The following is a 14761-nucleotide window of genomic DNA, read 5'->3' as shown; positions in this document are numbered from 1 at the left end:
CCCGCGGAAACGCAAAGCACTGCGCGACTGGATTTCCTTTCCTGAGCACGCCAGAGAATCCGGGCTCCGTCCAGATCGCCGGGAAATTGATGCCCCCATCGCTGAACCGGTCGGAATCCACCAGGCCAGTCACCAGCCTGAAGGGAAGATCCTCGCGATTGACCGGATGCGTCGCGAAGAGCGACCAGCCGTCCTCGATCTGTATGGTCCAGAAGCTGTTGAATTTGATAGCGGCTTGACCGGGAGTGGCAAACGGGCTGCCGGCGAGCTGCCCCGGCGTGTGGAAGCTCAAAGGCGCTCGGGGGTGGTTCTCACTGACCGGGTCTGGAATCTGCCAGTCCCAGGAAAAGGTCCCTTTGTCGACGACGACGTCGCACGGCAGGAGGATCATGAAGCCATAGGTCATCGCATCGATAACGGGCGGGCACTGCTTGAGCGTGCGAATATCGCGGCCGTGGATCGCCGAATAGGCAGTGGCGGGCATTGCGCGCAGCCAATCCGGTAGAGCACCGCGCGCGAGGATCGGGCGTGGCAAATGCTCGATCAACATCGGATCACATCGGAAAATGACACGCTCGTCGCCTCCCGGCGTTGCGGTACCACGATTGCCGATCACACTCCAAGCGGCGATAAGGTAGGGCAATGCTGCACTAACACCTTGGACAAATTGGCGAGTTTTTCTTCAATTCAGGCGAGACCCAGCCATTTGCTGGGCCAAGCTGTTCCAAAGGCTATCCGGAAGGGCGCAACGCAGTCAACAAACCGCCGCGTCACACATGACCAACGGCACAATCGCCACCAAGACTGCCGCGTTTGCGAGGATAAACGGAGGGCGCTGCCAAGCAACCAGGCAAAAGATGAAAATGACGACGCCAACGACAACAAGATGCAGGCGAAAAGTTCACCGTGTCTTTGCGAGAACGACAGTCGACATCGTAGCTTGCATTTTGTCGTCACGACAATCCGGGCATCCTGTCTCGCCTGATGCGCCCTCGTCGGCCGACAGTGTATACGCAGATCAAAATGAAGGCAGACGGCATGGCGCAGCCAGTCGTTCGGATGATTGGAAGCTGAACAGCTGATATCCGCAGATGCTGTCGAGCGCGACGCTTGATAGGCTACTGCTTCCGTGCAAATGCTCCGTCATGCGAATTCTCCTCGTCGAAGACACGCACGACGTTGGCGAGGCAATCAGCCGCCGCTTCGAAACGATCGGTCATGCGGTCGATTGGGAGACGGACGGTCGTGCTGCCGCAGAAATCCTCGGTTTCACCAGCTACGATCTCGTCATACTCGATGTCATGTTGCCCGGCCTCGACGGGTTCGAAATCGTTCGAAGGCTCCGGCAGGCAAGAAAGACGACCCCAGTTCTGATGTTGACGGCCCGTTCGGAGATAGAGGACCGCGTTGGCGCGCTCGATATCGGCGCCGACGACTATCTGGTCAAACCGTTCGATTTCCGCGAATTGGAAGCGCGCGCCCGTGTTCTGCTGCGGCGGAAAAGCGGCGAGGCGACCAACATCGTTCAGTGCGGCGATGTCGTGCTCGACCGCGCCAGCCGCTCGGTCCGGGTAGGCAGGCGCGAGGTGCAATTGAAACGACGCGAAATGACGTTGCTTGAGATACTGGCGTCGCGGCCAGGTCGCGTCTTCAGCAAGGATGAACTTATCGATCAGCTTTTTGGGTTTGACGAGCCGGTCAATCAGAACGCGATCGAACTTTATGTCGGCCGGCTGCGCAAGAAGCTGGAAGGCGCCAAGGCGCAGATCGTCACCGTTCGGGGCATGGGATATCAGCTGGCTTCCGATGATACCGGCTGAGCCTTCCCTTTTCACGCGCCTGGCGGTCCGCATCTCGCTGGTGCTGGGCCTGGGCGCGGCTCTTCTGGTGAGTGCGGCGTGGTACTACGCGCGAACCGCCGCCGATGACGCCTATGACCGGCTTCTGCTAGGTGCGGCGATCCAGATGGCGGACAGCCTTACGGTTGAATCCGGTTCACTCATCGTCAACTTGCCGGTATCGGCTTTTGAGCTCCTGGGCCTCGCCAGCCGCGACCGCATCTTCTATCGCGTGATCGATCCTTCCGGCGCGACGCTGACAGGTTATGCCGATCTGCAAACAGAAGTTGATCTGGCCGCAATACACGATGTCCCGGTATTGGAATCGGCGCGTTATCGCGGCGAACCGGTCCGCATAGCGGTGGTGGCTCGCGCTCTATCCGATCCCGCCGTATCCGGTTGGGCGCATGTCATCGTTGGGCAGACCACGGAAGCGCGCAGTGCGCTCGCGGGGGAGTTGACGCTCAGAGCGACCGTCCTCCTGGTAATCATGAGCATATTGGCATTGGCTGGGGCGATGGTGGCCATTCGCTATTCTCTGCAACCGGTCAAGCATCTGGGAGCGACGCTTCGCCGTCGTGATCCACAAGACCTTATGCCCGTGACAGTCGTCGTCCCGCGAGAATTGCGGCCTTTCGTTACTTCCATCAATTATTTCATGAGTCGGCTCGACGAGCGCGTGAAACTCCTGCAGCGCTTCATCGCCGACGCGGCGCACCAGATCAGAACGCCGCTGACGGCACTTACCGCGCAGCTCGATCTGTTGAGTCAAGCCAAGCTGGACAAGTCGAGCCGCCAGCATCTCGATCGCGTACAGCAGCGCGCCGGCGAACTTGCGCGCCTGACCAACCAGTTGCTCAGCCACGCCATGGTCATCCATCGTGCCGATTCCGTGCAGCTTCAGCCGCACCACCTGGCAGACGTCGCACGGCGCGCTTTCCGTGCGGCGGTTCCGATAACTATCGATCCGGACATCATCGTCTCCTTCGAGGCGCCTGACGATGAACCTGTCGTGCTTGCGGACGCCGTCAGCCTGCGTGAAGCGATCGTCAATATCATCGACAATGCCCTGCGCCACGGAGTGATGTCGCGCCTTGAGGTCAGGGTACGCAGCGACGGTACGCTTGCCCATGTCGAGGTCGAGGATGACGGACAGGGCATTCCGCCGAGCGAGTGGGAGCGAGTCACGCAGCGCTTCGAAACGTCCAAATCTCACGACGGCAGCGCAGGTCTGGGTTTCGCCATCGCGTCGGAGGTGGCGGCGGCTCACGGTGGCGCGCTGACCTTTCGCGAGAAAAGCGAGGATGGCGGGAAGCGCACGCAAGGGTTCACCGTCACCTTGACGTTGCCCATCGCCAGAGAGAAGGCAGGATGATAGCGAGAGCATTGCGGGCATTCACTTTACTGGCTGCAATCCTTTTGTGCGTCGATCAGGCGGCAAGAGCTGCTGAAGGAAGCAGCGCATTTTTCCCTTCGCCACAGCCGGAGAAGGATCGACTGTCGATCCACGCCGCGACCGATCTGGTGGCGATGGAACCCCTGATCCGGGACTTTCAGTCCGTTTTCCCCAACGTTGCAGTCGACTATGTTGAATATGTCACCAACGACTTGCAAAAGAGTGCCAGCGAAGCCTGTCGGACGGGCGCGGTGCTGGGCGACATCTTGTTGTCGCCGTCGGTCGACCAACTCGTGAAGCTCGCCAATGACGGCTGCGCGGCGCCGCACGTGTCGGCGGAAACCGCGCATGTCGCCGACTGGGCAAACTGGCGCGACGAAGTATTCGGCTTTACCTACGAACCGGCCGTCTTCGTCTACAACGCCCGCCTCGTGCCGTCCGGCGACGTACCGCGCACCCACATCGAACTCGCCGATCTTCTTAGGCGGCGGATCGATTTTTATCGTGGGCGGGTCGGAACGTTCGACATCCGGCTTTCGGGCATCGGCTACCTATTGGCGTTCAGTGATGCGCGGCAGACGACCGCGGTCTACGGTCGGCTTCTGGAAAGCATGAGCCGAGCGGAAACCGTGGTTCGTTGTTGCACCGCGGAGACCCTTCAGGACGTTGCAAACGGGACCCTGTATATTGGCTACAATATGATCGGGTCATACGCCTATGCGGCGGCCAGGGACAATTCCGACTTAAGGGTCGTTGTCCCGCGGGACTATGCGCTGATACTCAGTCGTGGCGCGCTCATTCCGAAGACGGCACCGAGTATGGCCCTTGCCAAACGATTTCTCGACTACCTTCTGTCAGCCCGGGGACAGAAAGTCGCGAGGGAAAGTTCCTTTTTCTTCGCCGAGAATGGGCAATTGCCTGACGGAGCGGACGGCCCGGAAACTCTTGGCGAGTCTGGTATCGCGCGCGCCATTCGCATCGGCCCTGCGTTACTTGCCGTACAGGACGAGGCGCTGCGCCGCCGCTTCATCGAAGATTGGAGCAAGTCGATGATCGGTGCCCAGGGCCAGCGACCGTGACCCCGCAGGATGCCGCTCCAAAATTTCAACAATCTCAGCGATATGTCGATGTGGCCGATCCGGCTGTCGTCGAGAAACTGAGCACGACCCATCGGGCCCAAGTCGGCTGAGCAAACCTCTACATTGCCGTGACAGGTTGGTGACAGGTCAGGATGATACTCGCCTTTTGTGCCTGGAGGAGGTACGATTTAGGCGAACTTGGAGGAGACCTCAATGAAAAATCGTCTTGCGACGATGACGGCCGTGCTTTCGCTGTCAGCCGCTTTCGCGACGCTTGCCCCCGCTGCCGAAATTCCCGCCGGGTATCCGGACAACTACAAGGATCTGGTGGCCGCCGCCACCGCGGAAGGACACCTCAGCATCTATTCGACGACCGATGCGGCGCTGGTCCAGCCCTTGCTCAAGGATTTCGAAGCAGCGTTCCCCGGGATTGCCGTAGAATATTCCGACCTCAATTCGACCGAACTCTACAATCGCGTCATTGCCGAAACCGCTTCGGGCCAAGGCACGGCGGATGTCGCCTGGTCTTCGGCTCCGGATCTGCAGATCAAACTTGCCGCAGACGGTTATGCGCAGGAGTACAAATCCGTCGAGGCGGCTCACGTTCCGGCCTGGGCGTCGTACAAGGGCATGATCTATGGTGCCACAGCCGACCCGGTGACTTTCGTCTACAACAAGCGTCTCGTGCCTGAAGGCGATGTTCCAGCAAGCCACGCCGATCTGCTCAAGCTGATGACCGGCAAGACCGCCGATTACGACGGCAAGATCGCGTCCTACGATCCGGAAAAGTCCGGGGTCGGCTTCTATTTCTACAACCAGGACGCCAAGACCTGGACCGATTCCTGGGCGCTCAACAAGGCTTTTGGCAAGGCCCATATCAAGCTCTACAGCTCCGCCGGCTCGATGATTGAGAAGGTCACGTCTGGCGAACATTCCATCGCCTACGGCATCTTCGGCTCGTATGGCCTCGCCAAACAGGCCAAGGACGAGAACCTTGGTGTGATAATCCCCAAGGATTATGTTTTAGTGACCACCCGCGCCACGGTCATTCCAGCGGAAGCCAAGGATCCCAATGCGGCGAAGTTGTTCGTCGACTATCTGCTGTCGGCGCGCGCGCAGAAGCTGATCGCCAACGACATCAAGCTCTATGCCGTTCGTGATGACGTTGAGGGGGCAACCACGCTGGCGTCCATAAAGGCCGCTGCCGGCGAAAATGTTCATCCGATCGCGCTCGACGACAAACTGCTCGAAGGCCTGGACGAGACGACACGGCTGGCGTTCCTCAACGAGTGGCAGAAAGCCATGAAGGGCGAGTAATCGCCTGATCGGGAGTGCCGCCACAATCGGCTCTTCCGCCTTTCTTGCTGTTAAGAACCATCGGAACGGCGCGCTTGCGCTCTTGCTAGCGGACGGCCCCCGGCTTTGTTCGAGGCGATCATGCCCTTCCGCGTCTTACGTGTCAGCACCAATCTCCTCGCCATCCTGGTGGTGTTGGCGCCGGTAACGCTGATCATCTACCAGAGTTTTCTGTCCGGCCCGTTCTTCCAGAAGACCGCGCATCTGTCGCTGAAGGCTTATAGCTTCATCCTTGCAGATGCGGATTTCTGGCTGGCGCTGACGACTTCGCTCAAGCTCGCGGTGGGGATGACATTGATCGCCGTTCCGGTGGGAATCCTGCTGGCGTTCATCATCGTGCGTACCGACGTGCCGGGCAAGCGCTGGCTGGAGCCGATCATCCTCATCCCGGTGTTCATGTCGGCGGTAGTGCTGGCCTTCGGCTATGTGATGACGTTGGGGCCAGTCGGCTTCGTCTCGCTGGCGGTCAAGTCGGTGATTGGCTACGTGCCTTGGAATGTCTATTCGGTGACATCGATCGCGATTATCGCCGGGCTCACCCATGTCCCGCATGTCTATCTCTATGCGTCGGCGGCGCTGCGCAATGTCGGCGCCGACCTGGAAGAGGCGGCACGCATCGTCGGCGCCGGCCCCTGGCGCGTCGCCGCCAGCGTGTCGCTGCCCATGGTGATGCCGGTGGTGCTTTATGCGGCGGTTCTAGTGTTCTTCCTTGGTTTCGAACTTTTCGGCCTGCCACTGGTGCTTGGCGATCCGGAAGGGGTGTTGGTTCTCGCCACCTATCTCTACAAGCTCACCAACAAGCTCGGGGTTCCTTCCTACCAGTTGATGGCCGTAGTGGTGGTGGCGATCATCATGATCGCGCTTCCGCTGGTGGTGCTGCAGCGCTACATGCTGCGCAATGCCAGCCGCTATGTGTCTGTCAAGGGCAAGGGCAGCCGGCACAACCCGATCCGGCTGGGCGCGCTTCGCTGGCCGGCCTTCGCGCTCGTAGTGGCATGGTTCGCGGCCACGGTGATCATACCGGTGGGCGGCGTCGCAATTCGCTCGCTGGTGACAAGCTGGGGCGTCGGGGTGAACATCTTCGAGGTGCTGACGTTAGATCACTATCGCGATCTCGCTGACTATCCGAATGTCGTCAGCGCCATTGTCAACACGGTCGGTGTTGCGGTCATCGGCGGTGCGGCTTCGATCGCGGCCTATACCGCCGTGGCACTCGCCGGTCACCGCTCGAACGCACCCCTGACCAAAGTCGTCGACTACGTGGCCATGATACCGCGGGCGATGCCGGGTATTGTGGCTGGCCTCGCCATGCTGTGGATCTTTCTGTTCTTCAAGCCGATCGCGCCCCTGCGTGCCACGATGATCTCGGTGTGGCTTGCCTATACCATTGTCTGGTTCGCCTATGGCATGCGACTGATTTCCGGAACGCTCCTGCAGATCGGCAAGGAACTCGAGGAAGCCGGCCGGTCAGTTGGCGCCAGCGAAGGCCGGGTCGCCAGGGACATCACGCTGCCGCTCATCCGTGGCGGGATGTTCTCGGCCTGGCTGCTGATCTTCCTGATCTTCGCGCGTGAATATTCGACCGGCGTTTATCTGCTCGGGCCGGGAACCGAAGTGATCGGCTCGCTCATGGTTTCCCTGTGGGGCACCGGCGCGATCGATCTGGTCTCCGCTCTCGCCGTCATCAACACCGTCATCATCGTGACCGGTCTCGCCGTAGCGATGCGCTTTGGAGTCCGCCTCAATGACTGACATCATCATAGACGGCCTGCGCCTCAGTTACGGCACCCTCGAGATCCTGAAAGGTGTGTCCTTCTCGGTCGAACCAGGCCAGATTGTCGCCTTGCTCGGCGCCTCCGGGTCCGGCAAGACGACGCTCTTGCGAGCGGTCGCCGGTCTGGAAACACCCAACCGCGGCAAGATACTGCTCGGTGACAGGCCGCTTTTCGACGCGGAGCAGAACATCAATCTGGCGCCGGAAACGCGCGGTCTCGGGCTGGTATTCCAGTCCTATGCGCTGTGGCCGCACCGGACGGTGTCGGAGAATGTGGGTTATCCGCTGAAGCTGCGCAAAGTGTCTCGGGCGGATCTTGCCAGCCGCGTCCAGAAGGCTTTGGACAGCATAGGCCTCGGCAAACTAGGTGAGCGCTATCCGCACCAGCTCTCCGGCGGGCAGCAACAGCGCGTCGCGTTGGCCCGCGCGCTGGTCTACGAGCCGAACGTGATCTTGCTCGACGAGCCGCTGTCCAATCTGGACGCCAAGCTGCGCGAGGAAGCGCGGATCTGGTTGCGTCGCCTCATCACCAATCTCGGCCTATCGGCACTGTGCGTCACCCATGACCAGGTCGAAGCGATGGCGCTCGCCGACCGCATCCTGCTGCTCAATGGCGGCCAGATCGAACAGGACGGAACGCCCAAACAAATCTACAACAGGCCGAAGAGTCTGTTTGCAGCAGAGTTTATGGGCGCCAGCAATCGCCTTGACGGCGTGGTCGCCGCCATTAAGGGCAACCGTGCGGAAATTGTCGCGAACGGCATCCATCTCGTGGGCAGTGCTCAGGAGGAGCTGACCGTCGGCACCAAAGTCACCGCACTCGTCCGGCTTGAGCGGGTGACGTGGTCCGGGAAGGACGGCCCGGGGCGTATTGCCATGACCTGCGTCGAGAGCCTTTTCCTCGGCGACCGGCACGAGGTGATTTTCGAAGGCAATGACCTGACGGTCCGGACTTATTCCCGCGATGCCCTTCCGTCCGGCCAGTACTACGTTGAATTCCCCGTCGAGGACCTGATGGTTTTCGCGGCGTAACGCGGGAGCCGAACGCTGGGCACGACCAAGTAATTTGATGCGGGCATTGAAGTTCGACCACCCGCTACCGCGAACGGCGACCACAAAAATTCCGCCGGGAAGAAGAAGCCGTTCGCGGCAACGAGCCGGTCGTAAATCTCGTTCAGCTCGTCGGTCGTGACGCTTTTGACCGAGCGCTTTGTCTGGCCCTTGCCGACCCAGCAAGCGTCATAGACGCGCTGGGTGACGCCCTTCAATGTTGGGCCACCAGGATCATTCTTATTGTTTTGAATAGTCGCCTTCGTGCGCGAGCACCTTGGCAAGCGATTCCTTCTCACGGGAAACTGCCATTACAATTCCTCTTGGGTTGTGTTGATGCGTGTTTTCCGGCTATGCCATTCGGCAGAGGCGGATCGAAGAATGTCGGCTATTTCGAAGTGGATTCGGGACGCACGTGCGAAATTGCCCGAGCATGTTTCTGTCGGCCGCCACACCTATGGCGTCACTTGGCGGAAGGTGCTTTTCCCAACTAGTGAATCTCCCCTAGACGTGGGGAGCTTCTGCTCAGTTGCTGGCCAAGTCCTCTTCATGTGTACTGGTCAACACCAGACAAAGAGTGCCACTTCATTCCCGATTTATAGCCGCCTCCTGAAGCAGCCTGAGCCGATACCCAACGCCGGAAAGCCTGGAGGCATTACGATTGGCAACGATGTTTGGATTGGCCACGGCGCCATCATATTGCCAGGCGTGACCGTTGGCGACGGCGCCGTTGTGGGTGCCGGCTCCGTGGTCACCAGGTCTGTCGAGCCGTATTCAATAGTCGCCGGCAATCGTGCACGAGTCATCCGCAGTCGGTTCCCTACTGATGTCATTGCACAGTTGCTGGAAATAAAGTGGTGGCTATGGGAAGAAGATAAGATCAAGAGCGAGGCAGCTATTCTCACCGGTCCGATCGAGACTTTCATTGCTAAGCACGCGACCAGAACCAAGTCGGTGTCGAGCCGGAAGGTCTAGCGATCTGGGCCATCGGCGCGATGCGATGTCGTCACGCCTGAACCTTCCTGGGAACAAGGGATTGGTGTAGAAACGATCGATGAGAAATTTTACGCTGAAATTGCTCTACCAGTATGATGCCTATTTCGCGGGGCTGGCTGCAGCGGCGACCGGCCTATCTGCCTACAGATTGGGTGCCGGATACTGGCTCTCAGGCATTGCCGCGCTGGCTATTTTCCTGTTCGTCGCCATAGCGGTTGACCAATATTTTCTCTGGTCATTCGATAATTGCCGCGACCGGCAAAACAGCAGGACCAGATAATCATCAGGCCCAAGCCCCTACAACAAATGGGTTGTGGAGCAAAATTAGGTATTGCTGGGCGGCCGAAAGGACTTGGTCGGGTACATCGCCTACGGCGACAAGGAATTATACCACCGCGGCGTAGGCGCGAAGATGATTGCAGGATGGGGCGCTCGGACCAGGCTGAGGGCATCCGCATCGTCACTGTAAACTTCCGAAATCACCAGCGATCCGATTGAATGTCTTCATCATCGCCCCTGGCGATCGCATGACTTTTGGAAGCTCCTCTGGCCCGAAAACAACCAGCGCCACCACAAAGATGACCACCAGGTGGGTGAGGCCGCGCGATTGCCGTTCATATTTCGGGCCATGTGGACCGCCCGTCAACCCCTGCAAAACCTTGTGGTGAAGCCGGAGCTTGACGGCGAAAGTGCGGAAACCGGCTTCCATTTAGTCAGCATCTGGCGAAGGCCGCAGGGTCGAGCAGTTGCTTCGCGTAAAAACGCAAGCAGATCAAGATGACCGAACCGATCCGCTGTGTCATCGACACCGTGAACGATCCGCACGAAATCAGCCTCGATTAGAATATCACGCGCGAGGTAACCAGCTTCAGGTGTTGTTCGTTCATCCGACGATTTGAGCAGTGGACGGGGTGGTTGTGCAAGCCTGCCGCCTACATCGATTGTGCGTGTCGTCGCGGCAGCTATGACGGGAAATCGTTCAAATCCGCTGCTTTAGATTGGCGATTTCGTCAAAGACTGTGTGTTACGCCACTCACCTGCCGCTAAAGATGAAGAAACCGCGCGATGGCAGTCAGGCAAAGGGCATAAAAGGGGCTTGATCTCATGAACAGAGTTGTTCTCATGGCGGTAGCACTTGCTGCGATGCTGTTCGGCACGTCTGTCGAAGGCAAGGCCGCGGGCCTGGTCGCCACCATTGATGTATCTTCGCAGACCATGACTGTCAGCCGCTATGGTCAAGTGCTTTACCGATGGAGCGTATCCACCGCCCGCAAGGGTTACATCACCCCGCGCGGCGCCTATCGGCCGCAACGGACAGCGCGGATGTGGTATTCGCGCAAATACGACATGTCGCCTATGCCTTATTCGGTATTCTTCCGTGGCGGCTATGCCATTCATGGCACCGGCGCGGTGAGATACCTTGGACGCCCGGCGTCGCATGGCTGTGTCCGCTTGCACACCGCCAATGCCGCGACCTTCTATTCAATGGTGCGGGAAGTTGGCTTCGGCAACACGCGGATCGTCGTCACCGACTGAGGCTCGGCGCCGACGAAAAGACACCCACGGCAAGCGGCCGTGCCCGCCTTTGGCTGGCTCTCGCCCGGCGAGATGGTCAACGACTTCACGGAGATCACGCCGGGGCCGTTGATGATGCGTGCTGCAGTTCGTCGGCCATATTGCGGCTTTCCGCGCACCAGGCGCGCTCAATCCGCTCGACGGCTTACCCGCAGTCGGGGCACGAATGGGTTGGGTCAGGCGTCCGGACTAAGCCGACGGCGTTGGAATCCACCGGTTGCGGTGGGCCAAGATCAGCTAGTAGTCATCCGTTTTCGAACAATTGCCCGTGCGAAAAGTTCCCGAACTGCATGACAGCGAACCGGCCGCGTTGACCCGGATAAAGCGTGTGGCTCAAGGGCAGGTCGTTCCAGCCAATTGACACGGGCTTCAGGGGCAGAAATGCCAGTACGATCGCTCCAGCAATCGCTCTCGACAATCTCCCGTGGGCTGTCATCGTCAGCCTGTCGGCGCGACTTGATCCCTTCCGGTCAGTTCATGTACTCGACCATGCGGTCGTGGAAGCACTCGCACTTGTTGAGGGTGTCTTCGTCCTTGTAGTTCGTCTTGAGATAACCATAGGCCATGCCGCAGGCGACCTTGGCTTCCGACGCCCAGATGAAGGCGGGGCGGGACGAATTGATCCATTCCGAGCTGTTGGCGACGGCCACCGACTCGTCCATCAGCTTCACCACCTCGGTCTTGAGATCGACGATGTTGTCGTTCAACACCAAATCCGACGTGCCGACGGTCCGGCAATAGTCGGCCACCGGCCCTTCGATAATGTCGGCGGCCTGAAGTCCTGTCGCGCATATCGACAGCAGCCCGGCTCCGAAAGCCACTCGCAAAACTCTGTTCATGCTCCTCACCCCGTCCCTTTCGCCCCTTAGACCACGTCCGTCTTGGTGCCGTGGCTGTCATCGTAGAGTATTTTGACCGCATCGGCGGCGCTGTGGAATGTGTAGTTCTCCAGCACGGCGACCGTATGATAGTTGTCGCCGCCGCCGTCGGTATCGACCTTGACCTCGGCATTGGCCGAGGACTGCGCGATCTCCACGAAGCCGCCGCCTACGAGATCGGTGACGCCAGCCAAGCCTTTGAGCAACGAGGAAAGATCAAGCTGGTCGCCATCGTGGAAGTCTGCGATCAGGTCGGCTACCTCGAGCGAGCCGATGGTGAAGGTCCTTGTGCCATCGGAGGCAACGGACGTTTCCACGGGCGCAACAAGTGAGGTGTTGAGTTCGACCTCGATATAGTTGCCGGTCGTGCCGTCGGCCATCTGGAAGGTGCCGTTGCTTGCCACGGCCTGCCCATCGATTTCGCCGACAGCGGAGGTCGTTGTCGTGCTGATCGAAATAATACCGTTATCAGCAAGGTGTGACAATTCCCCAGAGTCACTGATGCCGTTGGCGTTGGCGTCCTTCCAGATCAGCAGGCTGCTGAAGGCATCGTCGTATTGATCGATGACGCCGTCATGATTGCTGTCGAGCGATGCAAGTGCCGCCGCGCCGCTAGCGAAATGGCCGCCGCCGAAACTCGGCGTAAACAGCTCGGTGCCATCATCGATCTTGCCGTTATGGTTGAGGTCGATCGCCAGCATGCCGTCGTTCGAGGTGTTCCAGGCAATTTGGTCTTTGGTTCCGTCACCATTGATGTCAAACTGGACGCCACGGCTGACGTCGGAGAAGGCGAAGCCATCATGGTTCAGATCCAGGATAATCGGATCGACCGATCCGCCGATCAGGGTGTTCAGGTTCGCTACCGTGACGTTCTGGAGATCGACCAGTGCTCCTACGCCGGCATTGGTGGTTGTCTGGGTATAGACGAACGTATGATTTACGCCCGAGATGGTTGCCGTGAATGCGAGCGTCGCCCCGGCGTTTCCGATGTCTGTGCCCATGAGATATTGGACAGCCGCCGCGAGAGCTGCGGTTGAGGTGATAGCCAACGGCGAGCCGCCGGCATCTGTTCCGAAGAAACTGGCGATGCCGTTGGTGACCGAATGAGATTCCACTGTATCTCCGCCGATCGTCAATACGGAGTCTCCTGCTCCGTCGACAAGGCCGGCGGTGGCGGCCACCAGAGTCCCTGGCAGGGCCAACTTGTCGGTCCCGGCGACGAAGTCAGTGATGATGTCATAGCCGGTGATCGTCCCGGCATTGCCGGTTCCGCCTATAACGGGTGTCGAATCCCCAGTCCCGATCAGGAAGGTGTCGGCGCCGGCGCCGCCCGTCAGGAAATCGTTGCCGCCCCGTCCGATAATGATGTCGTTTCCACCGCCACCGGACAGATGATCGACACCGGACGTACCATAGATCTGGTCGGCCAATGTGGCATCGCCATTCACCGTGATGCCGGGATCGCCCGGATCATGCGAGAAGAAGGAGAAGCTGACCGAGCGCGCCTGGTAATTGCCACCACTATTGTCGAAGTAAGACAGCGTCCATGAGTCGCCGGCTGTAGGTGGGTGTGCGATCAAATAGCTGGCAAGCGTCGTGGAGGTGGCGTTGCCGCTGCCGTCCAGAAGGAAGATATGGTCGTAGTCGACAGTTGCCTTCATCAGGCCGGTGGCCGGATCGTAGAACCAGCTCTGTTCGAATGTTCCGGCGGTCAGATCGTCTTCGACAACTGCGAAATGGTTGGTGCCTATGACTATCTCGACCTGGACTTCCTGTTCGCGATGCGATCCCGCACTGCTGTCTCCGAACACGCCGGGATTTCGCTCCGCTACAGGTATCGGCGTTACGAAGGGCGACTCTTGAAAGTCGGTATAGACTACTAGAGTCGCGCTATGAGGATCGGCGATTATAGCATTTACCGTGGCTTGTGACAGGGCCAGGGTCGTGACCTGATCATTTCCCGAGGTAAGAGGGCTGCTGCCATTGCCCACCTGAGCAGTGTCGCTGGGCAGACTGGTCGGGGGCACTTCGTGGATGCCGACAGTCTGGACAGTCGTGGCGGTGCCATCGAAGACATTCAGCGTAAGGTTGGTGTTGACAGTATCGGTTACCGTGGCGGTTGGTGTGTAGACCAGGTTACCCAGCAGGTTGATGCCACCGGACGGATTGTAGAGCACGGTGCCGGTTGTCAAGGCGACATAGGTCACGCCGTTGTAGTAGAACACCCCAGTCGGGATCGTCCCTGTTGCGGTGACGATCAGGTTGTCGCCATCCGCATCCGTCGGGATCGAGACCAGCAGCGGATATCCATTGGGATAAGTCGGCGTGCCAAGGGTCAGCTGCCCCGGGTCGCTCGACATCCAGTTCTGGGTGCTGGCAACAACCGGTGCATCGTTGACGTCCGTCAGGTTGATGGTCAATGTCGTCGTCGAGAAGTCGCCGTCGCCGTCCTTGATTGTGTAGACGAACACGTCCGTGGTGTTCGCGTTAATGCTGTGAGCCGTCGACTGGTAGGTGTAGGAGCCGTCGACGTTGAGGTGAAGCGTGCCGTGCAGGCCCACAATGTCGGTGTTGACGCCACCCGATACTGCTGTCGTGGTGTTGCCGCCCGCCGCCCGTACGCCATCGATCGTGGCCCCGTCGGCGCCGGCGACGTCATTGACGAGCACGCCTGCCGCCGCCAATACGGTGAGCAAAGCGCCCTCGTTGACATTGCCGGTATCGGCATGCGCCGTCGGCACGTCGTCGATGATGTTGATGACCAGGTTGCCGGCCGGTGCGCTGTCGCCGTCAGTGTCGGTGACGACGACTGCGAAGCT

14 protein-coding genes and 2 pseudogenes are annotated in these 14761 nt (G+C 59.5%); 11 read left to right on the top strand and 5 right to left on the bottom strand.

The features are described from left to right. On the bottom strand, positions 1–550 hold a 550-nt coding region (locus tag NKH38_RS32230), incomplete at its 3' end, for a hypothetical protein (RefSeq protein WP_352904824.1). Positions 551–1145: 595 nt separating this feature from the next. On the opposite strand from NKH38_RS32230, the gene NKH38_RS32225 reads away from it, so the two are divergent. From NKH38_RS32225 to NKH38_RS32200, 6 genes are all read left to right on the top strand, one after another. Beyond that, on the top strand, positions 1146–1820 hold the full coding sequence (locus NKH38_RS32225) for a response regulator transcription factor (protein ID WP_023673600.1): 675 nt from the start codon (positions 1146–1148) through the stop codon (positions 1818–1820). Next, positions 1807–3213, top strand: coding sequence for a sensor histidine kinase (locus NKH38_RS32220; protein WP_023706698.1), 1407 nt, complete (start codon positions 1807–1809; stop codon positions 3211–3213). Before NKH38_RS32225 ends, NKH38_RS32220 begins: the two co-directional genes overlap by 14 nt. Continuing rightward, entirely contained in the window at positions 3210–4313 is a 1104-nt protein-coding gene (locus NKH38_RS32215) for an ABC transporter substrate-binding protein (protein WP_023673602.1), read from the top strand. Before NKH38_RS32220 ends, NKH38_RS32215 begins: the two co-directional genes overlap by 4 nt. A gap of 213 nt (positions 4314–4526) precedes the next feature. After that, a complete protein-coding gene (locus tag NKH38_RS32210) occupies positions 4527–5630 on the top strand; it encodes an ABC transporter substrate-binding protein (protein WP_023682862.1) in 1104 nt (367 codons plus the stop codon). Between the two features lie 120 nt (positions 5631–5750). Further along, positions 5751–7421: an ABC transporter permease gene (locus tag NKH38_RS32205; RefSeq protein ID WP_352763198.1), complete on the top strand. Its 1671-nt coding sequence runs from the start codon at positions 5751–5753 to the stop codon at positions 7419–7421. Then, complete coding sequence (locus tag NKH38_RS32200) at positions 7414–8475, top strand: ABC transporter ATP-binding protein (RefSeq protein WP_023706701.1); 1062 nt, start codon at positions 7414–7416, stop codon at positions 8473–8475. Before NKH38_RS32205 ends, NKH38_RS32200 begins: the two co-directional genes overlap by 8 nt. Here NKH38_RS32200 and NKH38_RS32195 read toward each other — a convergent pair. After that, on the bottom strand, positions 8430–8792 hold the full coding sequence (locus NKH38_RS32195) for a glycosyl hydrolase 108 family protein (protein WP_352763194.1): 363 nt from the start codon (positions 8790–8792) through the stop codon (positions 8430–8432). The two genes, NKH38_RS32200 and NKH38_RS32195, sit on opposite strands and share 46 nt — an antisense overlap. An 82-nt stretch (positions 8793–8874) precedes the next feature. Between NKH38_RS32195 and NKH38_RS32190 the strand changes: the two genes are divergently transcribed. After that, a complete protein-coding gene (locus NKH38_RS32190) occupies positions 8875–9468 on the top strand; it encodes a CatB-related O-acetyltransferase (RefSeq protein ID WP_352763191.1) in 594 nt (197 codons plus the stop codon). Between the two features lie 79 nt (positions 9469–9547). Next, a complete protein-coding gene (locus NKH38_RS32185) occupies positions 9548–9769 on the top strand; it encodes a hypothetical protein (protein WP_352763188.1) in 222 nt (73 codons plus the stop codon). A 180-nt stretch (positions 9770–9949) separates the two neighbouring features. Here the strand turns inward: NKH38_RS32185 and NKH38_RS32180 are convergent, their stop codons facing one another. Beyond that, positions 9950–10198, bottom strand: a complete 249-nt coding sequence (locus tag NKH38_RS32180; protein ID WP_352763185.1) for a twin-arginine translocase TatA/TatE family subunit — start codon at positions 10196–10198, stop codon at positions 9950–9952. Between NKH38_RS32180 and NKH38_RS32175 the strand changes: the two are divergent. The 3 genes and pseudogenes from NKH38_RS32175 to NKH38_RS33530 form a co-directional block, all read left to right on the top strand. Beyond that, positions 10127–10329, top strand: a pseudogene (locus tag NKH38_RS32175) (ParB N-terminal domain-containing protein); the annotation flags it as partial. The gene NKH38_RS32180 and the pseudogene NKH38_RS32175 overlap by 72 nt on opposite strands. 264 nt (positions 10330–10593) lie before the next feature. Further along, the gene (locus NKH38_RS32170; protein ID WP_023673610.1) at positions 10594–11025 is read left to right on the top strand and encodes a L,D-transpeptidase; all 432 of its coding nucleotides are present in this window, start codon (positions 10594–10596) and stop codon (positions 11023–11025) included. Between the two features lie 30 nt (positions 11026–11055). Beyond that, positions 11056–11209: pseudogene (locus NKH38_RS33530) on the top strand (chromate transporter); the annotation flags it as partial. 325 nt (positions 11210–11534) lie between these two features. Here NKH38_RS33530 and NKH38_RS32165 read toward each other — a convergent pair. Further along, a complete protein-coding gene (locus tag NKH38_RS32165; RefSeq protein ID WP_352763182.1) occupies positions 11535–11903 on the bottom strand; it encodes a hypothetical protein in 369 nt (122 codons plus the stop codon). 26 nt (positions 11904–11929) lie between these two features. Continuing rightward, on the bottom strand, positions 11930–14761 hold a 2832-nt coding region (locus NKH38_RS32160; protein WP_352904818.1), incomplete at its 5' end, for a beta strand repeat-containing protein.

Origin of the sequence: Mesorhizobium sp. M1078, from assembly GCF_040318615.1 — a bacterium.
Taxonomy (GTDB): Bacteria; Pseudomonadota; Alphaproteobacteria; order Rhizobiales; family Rhizobiaceae; genus Mesorhizobium.
Note: the sequence above shows the minus strand (reverse complement) of the source record. Positions and strands in the feature narration are given on the sequence as shown.